Genomic DNA, 13,403 nt, shown 5'->3' on the forward strand with positions numbered 1-13,403 from the left:
ATTCGAAACGGAATCGAGTAGTATTCTTTCTATGCGTCGGCACGTAGCGCAGCCTGGTAGCGCACCGTCATGGGGTGTCGGGGGTCGGAGGTTCAAATCCTCTCGTGCCGACCAAAAACACATTGAAAACCAGCCTTTTATGGCTGGTTTTTTTATTTCGCCTCGTCCGGCGTTTTGCGCAGGTACACCAGCGTAACCAGGCAAATCACCGCTCCGGCATAGAACGTATATTCTGCGCCAAACGTTTCCCAGATGACCCCGGCGCCCAGACTGGCGACTAACAATCCCACGCCACTGACCAGACTAAAAATGCCGTAGGCGGTACCGCGCAGATCCCCAGGCGCGGTTTTCGCAATCATTGCCGCCAGCAGCCCCTGCGTCATCCCCATATGCACTCCCCAAAGCGCAACGCCCAGAAGCATTCCAGCCCAGTGGGTGCTCAGCGCCAGCACAACATCTGCCCCAATCAGCATCACCAGACCCCACTGCAGTAATCGGGTATGGCTCATCCCGTCCGATAACTTGCCAAACGGATAGGCAGAGAGGAAATAGAGCAGATTCATGGCCACCATCACCAGCGGGATCAGCGCCAGCGGCACCCCCGACTGCTGTGCACGCAGCACAAGAAAGGCTTCACTGAAACGTGCGAGCGTGAAGATGGCCCCCAGGCCAATGACCCACCAGCAGCCTTTCCCGAGACGCCTGAGGTTCTCTTTTTTGATGGGGTTCGTGCGTTTATGTTCGACGGGCGTTTTCGGCTCATGCAGGCCGAAGAAAAGCAGCGCCACGGCGAGCACGCCGGGGATCACCGCGATCCAGAAAATCGTGCGGAAATCATCGTTCCACAGCAGCATTAATCCTACGGCCAGCAGCGGCCCGAGAAATGCGCCGACGGTGTCCATCGACTGACGCAGCCCAAAGGCCGCGCCGCGAAGTTCCGGCGGCGTAACGTCAGCAACCAGCGCATCGCGCGGCGCTCCCCGTATCCCCTTCCCGACCCGGTCGATTAAGCGCGCCCCAAGGATCATGCCGGAAGAAGAGGCGATAGCGAACAACGGTTTACTCAATGCGCCAAGACCGTAGCCCAGAACCGCCAGTCCTTTACGCTTGCCCAGATAGTCACTGATGGCGCCGGAAAACACCTTGATAAACAGCGCCGTAGCCTCAGCCAGACCTTCAATCAAACCAATGAAAATAACGCTGGCGCCCAGCGTCGTCACCATAAACAGCGGCAGCAGACTGTGAATAATCTCCGAGGAGATATCCATTAACATACTGACGCCGCCCACCACCCAGACTCCTTTCGGGATCCGGCTGAGCGTTGCAAACCGGGATAACATTGCGCATCTCCTGCTTCATGTTGAACTGTCTTGTTCGAAACAGAATATCCTGGAAATGCGAATAAAAATTATTAGACATAAAAAAAGCCACCCCGCAGGATGGCTTCGATATCGCAAATCGGCGTCTAGTGTTTATCACGTCCGCCCAGGAAGAAAATGCCCAGCGGGATGGCCAGCAGAACGGTGAACACCAGGCTGTAGACAAAGATCATCGCCGATTGCAGGACATACATGCTGGTTGTCCAGGCTGAGAGTGGAATGTTGTACTGTTCGATGACGCCAACAATGGTGGCCCGCCCCACGCACGCGGCAGCAATCATAAACACAACCAGCAGCGCCAGGAGGAACTTGCGGCCTTGAGGCGTTTTCAGTTTTGCACGAACCATCTCTCTTCCCTTTTACAGATGAATAACATTATAGAGGGTCTAAAATAACACAAACGCCTGCCGGACTCCACGCCAGTACAAATCTCTACTTAAATGGCAAATATGTGGTTTATTACGCTATTCATATTGAAAATGTAAGTAAATAACACCAATCATTCATAGTTGATATGTTAACCTGTGCAGGATCGTTTTGACATAAAGGAATGACAATGAAAAACGCACCTAAATTTGCCATCGCACTCATCGCCGCCGCGTGTGTCAGCACCAGTGCTTTCGCCAGCGAACCCCCTAAAGAGCAGCCGCTGGAAAAAATCGCCCCGTATCCGAAAGCGGATAAAGGGATGAAGCGTCAGGTGATCCAGCTGCCGGCACAGCAGGATGAAGCGAATTTCAAAGTAGAGCTGTTAATTGGCAAGACGCTGGAAGTGGATTGCAACCAGCATCGCTTGGGTGGTCAGTTGGAAAGCAAAACGCTGGAAGGCTGGGGTTACGACTACTACGTCTTTGATAAAGTGACCTCGCCGGTCTCTACCATGATGGCCTGCCCGGATGGCAAGAAAGAGAAGAAATTTGTGACAGCGTATCTGGGCGACAATAGCCTGCTGCGCTACAACAGCAAGTTGCCGATCGTGGTTTATACGCCTGAAAACGTGGAAGTGAAGTATCGCGTGTGGAAGGCTGAAGAGAAGATTGAGCAGGCTGTCGTACGTTGAAATTAAGTCGGGTGGCGGCTTCGCCTTACCCGACCTACAAAACAACACCGAACATAGGCCGGGTAGGCGTCAGCGCCACCCGGCTTTTTTACCTTACAGCGCGATATCCGCAACCGGTTTGTTTTCCGGCTGAGGCTTCAGCTCCGCTTTTGGGGCAGCATCCGCAGCCTGCGGTTTGATGTACTGCAGCTGCAGTACGCGGCTGGTGTATTCCAGCTCCTGCTCCGTCGCGCTCACGTTACCGTTCAGCTTCGTGCCGTAGGATGGAATAATGGTCTTCAGCTTCGCCTGCCATTCCGGACTGGCGACTTTATCTTTAAACACTTTTTCCATCAGGTGCAGCATGATTGGCGCAGCGGTAGACGCACCCGGTGACGCACCCAGCAGCGCGGCGATGGTGCCATCCTTATCGCTTACCACTTCGGTACCCAGACGCAGCACGCCGCCCTCTTTCGGATCGCGCTTGATGATTTGTACGCGCTGACCCGCCTGCCACAGGCGCCAGTCTTCTTTCTTCGCCTGCGGATAGTACTCTTTCAGCGCCTCGAAACGGTCGTCGTCAGAGAGCATCACCTGGCTAATCAGGTATTTCACCAGATCGAAGTTATCCAGCCCCACGTCCATCATCGGCTTGACGTTAGAGGTGGTGGTTGCGCTCAGCAGATCCCACAGGGAGCCGTTTTTCAGGAACTTCGTGGAGAAGGTCGCGAACGGTCCAAACAGCACCACGCGTTTGCCGTCAAGCATACGGGTGTCGATGTGCGGAACAGACATTGGCGGCGCACCCACGGAAGCCTGACCGTACACTTTTGCCAGATGACGGTTCACCACTTCCGGGTTATCGGACACCAGGAACTGACCGCCGACCGGGAAGCCCGCGTAGTCGTCCGCTTCCGGAATGCCGGACTCCTGCAGCAGCTTCAGCGCCGCGCCGCCCGCACCGATAAAGACAAACTTCGCCTTGATGACGTGCTCGGCTTCATTGTTTTTCAGATCGGCAACGGTCACGCTCCAGCTGTTATCCGCGTTGCGCTTGAAACCGCGCACTTCGGTGCTGAGCTGCAGATTGAAGTTCTCTTTTTTCTTCAGAGACGTCACCAGCTGACGGGTAATTTCACCGTAGTTGACGTCGGTACCAATTTCGGTACGGGTCGCCGCCACTTTCTGGTTCGGGTCACGACCTTCCATGACCAGCGGAGCCCACTCTTTAATCTGCGCGTGATCTTCAGAGTATTTCATCCCGCGGAACAGCGTGCTCTGCTGCAGTGCGGCGTAGCGCGCGCGCAGGAAGTTGACGTTCTGCTCGCCCCACACAAAGCTCATGTGCGGTACGGTATTGATAAAGGAGTGCGGGTCGTGCAGCACGCCGCTGTTGACCTGGTGAGACCAGAACTGACGAGAAACCTGGAACGCCTCGTTGATCTCTACCGCTTTCTCGATACTAATGGAACCGTCCTTTTTCTGCGGCGTATAGTTCAGTTCCATGAGTGCCGAATGGCCGGTACCGGCGTTGTTCCAGCCGTTCGAACTCTCCTGCGCCACGCCATCAAGGCGCTCGACCATGGTCATTGACCAGTCCGGCTGCAGTTCTTGCAGATAGGTTCCCAGCGTGGCGCTCATGATACCGCCACCGATTAAAAGGACGTCCGTTTCCTGCTCTTTTGGTGCGTCAGCTTTCGCCGCCATGGAGACGGTGTTAAGCCCCACGGCCAGAGAAAAGAGCATGGCAGTCATTTTTTTCATAATTTATGCCTTAGTGTAAAAGTGCTTGATGCGTGGAAATTGCAGGTGAAAAAAGCTGCGGGGGCACGGTAACAACTTTTAAATATTGTTTAAAGGTTACGAAATTATTGTAATTGTGAAATTTAATGATGGATTGTTTGTGAGGAATTCTCGAAGCGTCTGGTAAAGGGCGGTTTAACGGGCTAGTATGTTGCGTTTTGTGATCGCGCGCACGGAAGCCTGCCCTAACCAGCGAAACGTTATGTCCCTACCCCATTCTCCTTTATCTCCCGAAAACCGTGTCGCCAGCGTGCTGCGTTCCCCTAAGCAGCTGACGCGTGAAACGCTGGCGGGCGTGATTACCGCCCTGGCGCTGATCCCCGAGGTCATCTCATTTTCCGTGGTGGCGGGCGTTGACCCGAAGGTCAGCCTGATCGCTTCCGTGGTGCTCTGTCTTGCCCTGTCTGTACTGGGCGGTCGCCCGGCGATGGTCACGGCCGCGGCCGGTTCCGTGGCACTGGTTATTGGGCCCATGGTGCATCAGCACGGCGTACAGTACATTCTTCCCGCCGTGCTCATGGCTGGCGTGATTCAGATTCTGTTTGGTGTGCTGGGCATGGCAAGGCTGATGCGCTTTATTCCCCAGTCGGTCATGACCGGGTTTGTTAACGCCCTCGGGATATTGATTTTCTTTGCGCAGGTTCCCCATTTCTGGAGCCGAAGCCCGCTGATTGTGGGCCTGTTCGTGCTGACGATACTGATCGTGCTGTGGGTGCCGCGCTATATCAAAAGCATCCCTTCCCCACTGATTGCGATTGTGCTGTTAACCTTGTTTACCGTTTCAACCGGGCAAAGCCTGCCGACCGTGGGCGATGAAGGCGCCATGAGCGGCGGCTTGCCGGGTCTTAGTGAACTTCTGGTCCCTCTCAATCTCCAGACGCTGAGCATAATCTGGCCGTGCGCGTTGAGCATCGCGTTTGTCGGCCTGCTGGAATCCCTGCTGACCGCAAAGCTGGTGGATGAGCTGACCGCGACACCGTCAAGTAAACGCCGCGAAAGCATTGGATTAGGCATCGGCAATATCCTGTCCGGATTTTACGGTGGTATTGCGGGCTGCGCGATGATCGGACAAACCATTGTTAACGTGGAGATGGGGAAAGGCCGAAGCCGCATTTCAACCTTCGCTGCGGGCATCGTGCTGCTGATCCTGGTGACGGCGCTCAGCGACGTGATGGCCAACATCCCGATGGCGGTGCTGGCGGGCATTATGGCGATCGTCGCCGTCAAAACCTTCAGCTGGCACAGCCTTCAGCCAGCCACGCTGAAAACGGCCCCGATTGCAGAAACGGTCGTCATGCTGGTGACCGTTGCCGCCACTGTATCAACCGGCAATCTGGCGATTGGCGTGCTGGGCGGGATTATCGTCATGGTGCTGCTTCCCGCCCGCATTAAGCGTCGGCTTAAAGCAGAAAAATCGTCGCCAGCCCAAGAAAAATAAAGAAACCGCCGGTATCGGTGATGGCGGTGATCATCACGCTCGACCCCACCGCGGGGTCGCGACCCAGTTTGGTCATGGTCAACGGGATAATAACGCCCATCATCGATGCCACCAGCAGATTCAGCACCATCGCCAGCATCATCACCCCACCCAGCGCCATATCGTCATACAACCACCAGGTGATGCCCCCCATAATGCCGCCCCAGACCAGGCCGTTGATCAGCGCCACACCCATCTCTCTGAAGATCAGAAAGGCGAAGTTGCCGGGCTGAATATTCTCCAGCGCCAGCGCGCGAACGATCATCGTGATAGTCTGATTGCCAGTATTACCGCCAATCCCGGCCACAATCGGCATCAGCGAGGCCAGCGCCACCAGCTGCGAAATGGTATGTTCAAAACCGTCAATCACGCGGGAGGCGATAAACGCGGTACACAGGTTAATGGCCAGCCACGCCCAGCGCGTTTTCACCGCCTTGCCGACGGAGGCATGGACGTCATCTCCCGCACTGATCCCCCCCAGCGCACGCAGGTCGTTGTCGGTTTCTTCATAAACGACGTCAACGATCTCGTCGATGGTCAGACGCCCCATCAGTTTGCCAACGGAGTCCACGACGGCGGCACTGACGAGGTCGTCACGTTCGAAGGTACGCGCCGCTTTCTCCGCATCGTCCTCCGGGGAGAAGACCATCGGCTCGTTTTCCATCACCTCGCTCACCTTCCGCTGGGTGCTGTTGAGCAGGATGGTTTTCAGCTCCAGCTCGCCGAGCAGGGTTTTATCCCGGGAGGTAACAAACAGCTTATCGGTGTTATCCGGCATTTTGCCCAGGCGACGCAGATAGCGCTGCACGGTGCCGAGCGTCACGTCCGGGCGCACCGTGATAACGCCGAACTCCATGATCGCGCCGACGCTGTTTTTCTCGTAGTGCATCACCTGACGCACGCGCGCGCGTTCATCGGCAGGCAGTGACGCCAGCAGGCGACCGGTCAGGTTTCGCGGCAGGTGCTGAACCAGGTAAATCTGCTCGTCGATATCCAGGGTTTGCAGAGCGTCAAGTATATCCCGGTCGCTCATCTCGTCGATCAGGTCGTCCCAGACGTTTTCGGAGGCCTCAAGCAGCACCTGTCCGCGCTCGTGATCCTGCACCAGCCGCCACAGGGCGTGACGTTCTTCCGAGGGAAGCGCTTCCAGGGTATCCGCCAGATCCGGCGGGGGTAAGTGAGCAACCAGCGCACCTACCTCAGCAATATCGTCGGCTAAAGTGCCGACATCATATTGCTCAGCCAGGGTCAGTTTGCCTAATAGCGTAGAGGTGACCGCTTTATCGGTCGTGAGAAGCCAGATCAGTCGCGCACGTTCCTGGTCACGCTGTCTGGCGCTGTTTTTCTTTAATACCGACATCAATCATAAATCCATGAAATAAGTTGGTATTAAGCATAGCGCGAGGATATGTAAATAAGAATAAACAACGGGGCGGGATGGAGAAAAAAGCAGCATTACGGCCACGATTATCCCCTCTCCCTGTGGGAGAGGGTTAGGGTGAGGGCATCAGGCCGTACGCGCCACCGCGTCACGCGAGGCTGCATCGCGCTCTTCACCGGTCAGCTCGCTCAGCCTGCCGTCGCGCATCTCCAGCAGGCGGTCGGCATGAATAAAGTAATGATCGTCGTGGCTGATGGCGAAAATGGTTTTACCCATCTGCTGCATCAGCGGCAGCAGCACCTGATAAAACTCGCGGCGGAAGTGCGGGTCCTGATCCGCCGCCCACTCATCCAGCAGAATGATGTCACGCTCTTCCGCCAGCGCCAGCAGCAGCGCCACGCGCTTTTTCTGCCCTTTGGAAAGCTTCAGATTGAGAATTTTACCGTCCTGAAGTTCCAGCTTGTGGGACATCTGCAGCTGCGCCAGCCATTTTTCCACCAGCGCAGGATTGGCCTGCTGCCCTTCCGGACCCAGCAGTTGCTCAAACAGCCAGACGTCGGTGAACACCGCCGAGAAAAGCTTGCGGTAATCCTCGGGCTTCTCCGCGCTCAGCGCTCTGCCATCCAGTAAAATCTCGCCCGACTGCGGCTGATAAAGCCCGGTGAGCAGCATCGCCAGCGTCGATTTACCGCTGCCGTTGCCGCCAATCAGGAACAGCAGCTCGCCGCGGCGGATCGTCAGGTTGACCGGCCCCACGGAGAAGGCGCTGTCCTGATAGCGGAACGTGACGTTACGCAGCTCCAGCGTCTGCCAGTCAGGGAAGGCTTGCGGGCGCGGGAATTCGGCTTTAAACGGCGCGAGATCGAATTTGTTGAGCTTATTAAAGGCCACCTGCGCACTCAGTAAGGTGGGCAACGCGCCGACCGCAGAGAGCAGCGGCGTGCGCAAAAACAGCAGCGTCAGCGAGTAGGTTGCCGCGACGTTGGTGTCCGCCCAGCCCAGGCTGTTCGCCATCCAGAATACCAGGCCAATGGCGCCCAGCATCATAATGTTTGACCAGTTCACCGCGCTCAGGTGGAAGGTATCAGCGCGAATGATGTGATGCCGGTACTCGCGTGCGTCCGGAATATAGAGATGGTTAAAGATATACTCGGCGCGCTCGCGGTTCAGGGTGAGCTCTTTGCGCCCTTCCAGTACCGTCTGGTAGTCGTTATAGAGCTTATCTTCGGTTTCGCGCAGCACCGCCATGTGTTTATAGACGCGTGACACCAGGACAAAACCGCCCCAGATGGTGATGGCGATCCACAGCGCAGTCACCGCCAGCATTTTGCTGGAGAGCCAGGCGAGATAAGCCGCCGAGCCAAAGGTCAGAATGATCCCCTGCACCAGCTCGGGCAGACGAACGAACGCGATGGTAATGGCGCGTACGTCGCTGGTCAGCCCCGCCAGCAGGGAGGCGCTGCCGAGCTGCTCAACGCGTTCGACCTGGGTGTCCAGGATCCGCTTGATAAACTCACTGCGCAAACGAAAAACGAAATGGTGGCCGAGCGCGGTCAGCGCCAGCTGGGAGCCGAGCGTAACCGCCATCAGCAGCAGCAGCAGGCCAAGAAACTCCGGCAATACGGAGAGCGAGGTGTCGACCATTTCAATCAACCGCACGTTAATAAACGCGATCAGGCCAATACCCAGTGCGGCGCTGGCCAGGCTTAACGCCATAACGGCGATGAAGGGCCAGCGGTACTGACGCCAGACGAGGAGAAGTAGTTGCATGCAGGCAATCCGGACAATAAAAATCAGCGAGCAGTGTAAACTGCCCTGCGCGGACATCAAGAATAATTCTTATTTTAGTTTACGCATCCCCGCCTGACGGAAGGTCAGATTAAAGCGGTACTCGCCCGTGAGGGGGTGAACGCCGGGTTTCAGCGGCTGAATGCCGTGATAATAAAGCCGCGATTCCCTGCCCCACACCACCACATCGCCATGTTCCAGCATAATGCGTTTGAGCGGATCGTTGCGGCGTAATCCCCCAAACTGAAAGACGGCGGGCAGACCTAACGATACCGAAACGATAGGCGCGCGCAGATCGGGCTCATCCTTGTCCTGATGCAGCGAGAGCTTCGCACCGACGGCGTAGCGGTTAATCAGACAAGCATCAGGACGAAAATCCGGATAATCCGCTGCCACGGCAGCCTCGTGACAAAGTGCCTGAAAAACCGCAGGTATGGGAGGCCACGGCCGGTCGGTCGTGGGATCGTTTGGAGCATACACATACCCACGTTCGTTTGTCGCCCAGCCCAGTTCGCCGCAGTTGGCCATGGCCACCGACATGGTGTAGCCGCCCGGTGTCACCATATGGCGAAACGGTGAAACCGCCGTGACCTCTTCAATACCGGCAAGCAACGCCGCCGCACGGGAGAGAGCAAAGCGGCGGAGGATCACCGCCCCTGGCGCAAGCGGTTCCTGCCAGGGTTCAGCATCCGCAAAAAGATCGAGCATTATTCCTCCCGGCGTTTCGCCTCACGTTTCAGTAACAGCGCTTTTCGCGCCGTCCCCCAGCGATAGCCCGACAGCGCACCGTCGTTGCGAACCACCCGATGACAGGGGATCACAATTGCCAGCGTGTTTGCCGCACAGGCGCCTGCTACGGCGCGTACCGCACCGGGTTGGCCAATCGCCTGCGCCACCTGCTGGTAGCTTGCCGTTTCGCCGCAGGGAATAGTGCGAAGGGCCTGCCAGACGCGCTGCTGGAACGCGGTACCGCGAATATCCAGCGGCAGCGCAAGCGGTACGTCGCGGTTATCAATACTGGCAATGACCTGGTGGATCCGCTGCACAAAGGCGTCGTCCAGCGGCGCGTGCGTAGCTTTTGGAAATTGCGTGGCAAGCTCTGCGGTGACTTCCGCATCGGTGTCACCCAGCAGAATCGCGCAGATCCCCCGCTCGCTTTCGGCAACCAGACAGCGTCCTAACGAACAGTCATCGATGGCATACCGCACGGCCACCTCTCCTTTACGGTACTGCTTCGCCGTCATGCCCAACGCATCGTTGGCTTTACGATAATAGCTACTGCTGTCGGGAAATCCCGCCGCCAGCACGGCATCGGTAATTTTGTCTCCCTGCGCAAGCGCGGTGCGCAGACGCTGACCCCGCGCCGCCTGCTGCCAGGCTTTTGGCGTCATGCCGGTCACCGACTTAAACAGGCGGTGGAAATGGAAAGGACTCATGGCAACTTGCTCCGCCAGTCTCTCCAGGGTTAACGCGGGATCCTGCTCCAGAAGCCGGCAGGCATGTTCCACTTTTGCCAGCTTCTGCGCCTGCGGATCGCGTTTGTCCGGCATGCAGCGCTTGCACGGACGAAAGCCTGCCTGAGCGGCGTGCCGGGCATCGGGATAAAAACGGACATTTTTACGCAGCGCGTGGCGGGCACGGCATGACGGGCGGCAGAAAATGCCCGTCGTCTGCACGGCGAAGACAAACTGATCGTCTGCGAGCGGATCGCGGGCCAGCACGGCCTGCCAGCGATCCTCATCGGTCATTAAGGTTGGGTTTTTCATGATCGGCTCCTTGTATAAGCATACATAGAGCGTGCCTGAGCGCCACCGATAAAAAACCCGCAACCTTGCTTTTTAATTTTTGTCGCTGACCAGGAAACTGTTGAACTGCGGCGAGCTCCAGGTTTTGAACCCGTCGCCCTCTTTGGTGATCATATAAACCGCCAGCCCTTCCTGACGGACCACCTCTTTGGCTTTTTCCGGGCCGAGAACCATTAATCCGGTATCCCAGGCATCCGCTTCCAGCGCGGTGGGGGCAATGACCGTCACCGAGACCAGGTTATGCGTGATGGGGCGTCCGGTCTGCGGATCAATCACGTGCGAAATACGCTTCCCGTCAAGCTCGTAATAGTTGCGATAGCTTCCGGAGGTGCTGATGCCATGTCCGTTGATATCCACTATCGCCTGCACGGCATTTTGCCGATCGGTCGGTTTTTGAATCGCTACGCGCCACGGTTTATCGCTGGCGTTCATGCCCCGACTGACCAACGCGCCGCCCACCGAGACCAGATAACGGGAAATTCCTTCCTGCGCCATCAGTGCAGCAAGATGATCCGCCGCATAGCCTTCCCCGACCGTCGACAGATCGACAAACAGATCGGGGATATCTTTTTGCAGGTACTGCTGCCCGTACTGGTTGATCACGGTCAGATGCTGTAGCCCTGTCCGGGCGCGGGCGTCATCAATGGCCGCCTGTTCGGGCGTCTTCACCGGCTGTTTATTAGGGCCAAATCCCCAGAGGTTCACCAGAGGACCGACGGTCACATCCATCGCCCCGTTGGTTTTATAACCTACGCGCATTGCCTCGGTCACGATATCGGCCATCGCCTCGCTCACCGGCCACAGAGAGGTGCTGGTCGAGAGGTTAAAGCGCATCAGCGCCGAGTCATTTTTATAGGTCGACAGCAGCTGATCGTCGGCGTCCAGCTGCGACTGGATTTTGCCGCGAAGTTCATCCGTGCGTGTTTTATCGAGGTTCATCACGCTGACGCGCCAGAAGGTGCCCATCGTTTTACCTTCGAGCACCGTCGCGGCAGGTGCATCGGTTTTCGCCACGGTCGCGGGATCGTTACACGCGGTCAGGAAAAAAAGCATAGCCAGAAAGCTGGCGCGTAAAAAAGTCATGTCCATTCATTATTATCCTCATGCCAGGGCGGCAAGAGTACACCAAAAAAGGGGCGTTGTGAGAATCTGAGAAGCACAAAAAAGGGGGCCATCAGGCCCCCTTACGTCACACGTTAACGCGATTAGAACTGGTAAACCAGGCCCAGCGCGACGATATCGTCAGTACCGATACCCGCCTGACGGGTGAAGTCATTTTCATCAACCAGGTTGATTTTGTAATCCACGTAGGTGGACATGTTTTTGTTGAAGTAGTAAGTCGCACCCACATCAACATATTTCAGCAGATCCTGATCGCCGTAACCTTCGATGTCTTTGCCTTTAGACTGCAGGTAAGCCACGGATGGACGCAGGCCGAAGTCGAACTGGTACTGAGCAACCACTTCGAAGTTCTGCGCTTTGTTGGCAAAGCCGTAAGCGGTAGTTGGGTTGCTGCCGTTAGAGGTACCGAAACGGGTTGCGTTGTAGGTCTGAGAGTACTGCGCTGCCAGATAGATGTTGTTGGCATCGTATTTCAGGCCACCAGAATAAACTTCTGCGTGATCGCCCTTACCGTATACGCCAGCTGCATTCTGGTCGGCGGTACGTTTGGAGGAGGACATCGCACCACCCACGCTGAAGCCTTCGCCCAGGTTATAGGTCACGGATGCACCGTAGCCGTCGCCGTTCTGGTTCAGCAGGCTGCGACCGTTAGTGTTTTCACCGCTTACGCTGCCGTTTTTACCCTGATACTGCAGAGCAAAGTTCAGGCCATCAACCAGACCGAAGAAGTCCTGGTTACGGTAGGTTGCCACGCCGTTAGCACGAGACTGCAGGAAGTTGTCGGCACCATAGGTGTCACCGCCGAATTCTGGCAGCACGTCGGTCCAGGAGGTCACGTCGTAAATCACGCCGTAGTTACGACCATAATCAAAGGAGCCAGCTTCAGCAAACTTCAGACCTGCGAACGCCACACGCGTCCAGGACTGGTTGTCACCTTCATTGGTGTTGCCCTGGATCTGATATTCCCACTGGCCGTAACCGGTCAGCTGATCGTTAACCTGAGTTTCGCCTTTGAAGCCAAGACGCATGTAGGTCTTGTCGCCATCGTTACCCTTGTCGTCAGAGAAATAGTGCAGACCATCAACTTTACCGTACAGATCTAATTTGTTGCCATCTTTGTTATAAATTTCGGCCGCATTTGCTGCGCCTGCCACCAGGAGTGCTGGTACCAGGAGGGACAGTACTTTAACTTTCATTTTATTAACCCTCTGTTATATGCCTTATAATTGCCACTGCTTACTGGTTAACCCTCATTAACCAGTCGGCAATTTCATTCTCCGCAAAATTACAGAATAATCCAACGCGAATATGATACGAAAACTTTGAAGATGTTTCATTTATCAGTCAACATGTTTCAAAATGTAAAAATCAAGGAACTTTTACAAAGCACAAAGAGCTTAGAAATTTAGCACTTATAATCAAAAGAAAAAACAGAACCATGATAATCAATAGGTTATAATAAAAATCGTTACAGCACTGAATGACAAAACAAGATCGTACCTAATCTCTAAAATATCTCTCGCTATCATCATTAACTTTATTTATTACCGTCATTCAGTTTTGAATGTCTGTTTATCCCTAATTGAGCCGGATGCTTCGCATTCGGTTT

11 protein-coding genes and 1 tRNA gene are annotated in these 13,403 nt (G+C 55.7%); 3 read left to right on the top strand and 9 right to left on the bottom strand.

Annotation, left to right across the window (positions count from 1 at the left end; genetic code table 11):
* Positions 1 to 37 precede the first annotated feature (37 nt).
* Positions 38 to 114, top strand: a tRNA-Pro gene (locus LJA86_RS11205).
* A 38-nt stretch (positions 115 to 152) separates the two neighbouring features.
* Here LJA86_RS11205 and LJA86_RS11210 read toward each other — a convergent pair.
* Together LJA86_RS11210 and LJA86_RS11215 are read right to left on the bottom strand one after the other, a co-directional pair.
* Entirely contained in the window at positions 153 to 1,340 is a 1,188-nt protein-coding gene (locus LJA86_RS11210; RefSeq protein WP_069720458.1) for an MFS transporter, read from the bottom strand.
* 125 nt (positions 1,341 to 1,465) lie between these two features.
* Positions 1,466 to 1,726, bottom strand: a complete 261-nt coding sequence (locus LJA86_RS11215; RefSeq protein ID WP_229226158.1) for a DUF2534 family protein — start codon at positions 1,724 to 1,726, stop codon at positions 1,466 to 1,468.
* Between the two features lie 209 nt (positions 1,727 to 1,935).
* Here LJA86_RS11215 and eco point away from each other — a divergent pair, with 209 nt between their 5' ends.
* Complete coding sequence (gene eco / locus LJA86_RS11220) at positions 1,936 to 2,439, top strand: serine protease inhibitor ecotin (RefSeq protein ID WP_229226159.1); 504 nt, start codon at positions 1,936 to 1,938, stop codon at positions 2,437 to 2,439.
* Between the two features lie 93 nt (positions 2,440 to 2,532).
* On the opposite strand, the gene mqo is transcribed toward eco, so the two are convergent.
* Positions 2,533 to 4,182, bottom strand: coding sequence for a malate dehydrogenase (quinone) (mqo, locus tag LJA86_RS11225; protein ID WP_023344564.1), 1,650 nt, complete (start codon positions 4,180 to 4,182; stop codon positions 2,533 to 2,535).
* A 187-nt stretch (positions 4,183 to 4,369) separates the two neighbouring features.
* On the opposite strand from mqo, the gene LJA86_RS11230 reads away from it, so the two are divergent.
* Positions 4,370 to 5,659, top strand: a complete 1,290-nt coding sequence (locus LJA86_RS11230; RefSeq protein ID WP_229226160.1) for a SulP family inorganic anion transporter — start codon at positions 4,370 to 4,372, stop codon at positions 5,657 to 5,659.
* Here the strand turns inward: LJA86_RS11230 and mgtE are convergent.
* From mgtE to LJA86_RS11260, 6 genes are all read right to left on the bottom strand, one after another.
* On the bottom strand, positions 5,622 to 7,058 hold the full coding sequence (gene mgtE / locus LJA86_RS11235) for a magnesium transporter (RefSeq protein ID WP_045414667.1): 1,437 nt from the start codon (positions 7,056 to 7,058) through the stop codon (positions 5,622 to 5,624). The two genes, LJA86_RS11230 and mgtE, sit on opposite strands and share 38 nt — an antisense overlap.
* Positions 7,059 to 7,205: 147 nt before the next feature.
* Complete coding sequence (locus LJA86_RS11240) at positions 7,206 to 8,849, bottom strand: multidrug ABC transporter permease/ATP-binding protein (RefSeq protein WP_045908765.1); 1,644 nt, start codon at positions 8,847 to 8,849, stop codon at positions 7,206 to 7,208.
* 69 nt (positions 8,850 to 8,918) lie between these two features.
* A complete protein-coding gene (gene alkB / locus LJA86_RS11245; RefSeq protein ID WP_229226161.1) occupies positions 8,919 to 9,575 on the bottom strand; it encodes a DNA oxidative demethylase AlkB in 657 nt (218 codons plus the stop codon).
* Complete coding sequence (ada, locus tag LJA86_RS11250; RefSeq protein WP_063622155.1) at positions 9,575 to 10,633, bottom strand: bifunctional DNA-binding transcriptional regulator/O6-methylguanine-DNA methyltransferase Ada; 1,059 nt, start codon at positions 10,631 to 10,633, stop codon at positions 9,575 to 9,577. The genes alkB and ada overlap by 1 nt, the downstream gene beginning before the upstream one ends.
* 72 nt (positions 10,634 to 10,705) lie before the next feature.
* Positions 10,706 to 11,761 carry an FAD:protein FMN transferase ApbE gene (apbE, locus tag LJA86_RS11255; protein WP_045908705.1) on the bottom strand — a complete coding sequence of 352 codons (1,056 nt, stop codon included), beginning with the start codon at positions 11,759 to 11,761 and terminating at the stop codon, positions 10,706 to 10,708.
* Between the two features lie 116 nt (positions 11,762 to 11,877).
* Positions 11,878 to 12,990, bottom strand: coding sequence for a porin OmpC (locus LJA86_RS11260; RefSeq protein ID WP_048224198.1), 1,113 nt, complete (start codon positions 12,988 to 12,990; stop codon positions 11,878 to 11,880).
* Positions 12,991 to 13,403 lie beyond the last annotated feature (413 nt).

The sequence above is a fragment of the Enterobacter sp. TCD1-1 genome (assembly GCF_020567405.1).
Taxonomy (GTDB): Bacteria; Pseudomonadota; Gammaproteobacteria; order Enterobacterales; family Enterobacteriaceae; genus Enterobacter; species Enterobacter quasiroggenkampii.